We start from the raw sequence: 420 nt of genomic DNA on the forward strand, positions 1-420 counted from the left end.
CATGGACAATTTGCCTGCTCATAAGGTTGTCGGAATACGAGAAGCGATTGAGGAGGCAGGTGCGCAACTACGGTATCTGCCGCCCTATAGTCCCGATTTCAACCCAATAGAGATGGCGTTCTCGAAACTCAAAGCACATCTGCGTGCAAAAGCCGAACGCACTGTCGAAGCGCTGTGGGATGCCGTCGGCCAAGTCATAACATTGTTCGAACCAACCGAGTGCGCTAACTACTTTGCAGCTTGCGGTTATGACCCAACATAAAACGGATTCGCTCTAGAGCATATCCTTTGAACACTGAATCGATTTTGAAGTGACAATCGGCGATCTGTCTGATTCAAGGTTTCCAGTTATGGAGGCTTTTGATGGGACGAGCATTAAGCAGTGATTTGCGATCACGCGTTTTGAAGGCTGCAAACGAA

At 48.6% G+C, this 420-nt stretch carries 1 protein-coding gene; it reads left to right on the forward strand.

Annotation, left to right across the window (positions count from 1 at the left end; translation table 11 throughout):
• Positions 1-262 (forward strand): transposase (locus tag FJQ48_RS22200; protein ID WP_180350282.1); only part of this gene is annotated, 262 nt, incomplete at its 5' end.
• Between the last annotated feature and the right edge of the window lie 158 nt (positions 263-420).

Origin of the sequence: Ochrobactrum sp. CGA5, assembly GCF_006345815.1 — a bacterium.
Taxonomy (GTDB): domain Bacteria; phylum Pseudomonadota; class Alphaproteobacteria; order Rhizobiales; family Rhizobiaceae; genus Brucella.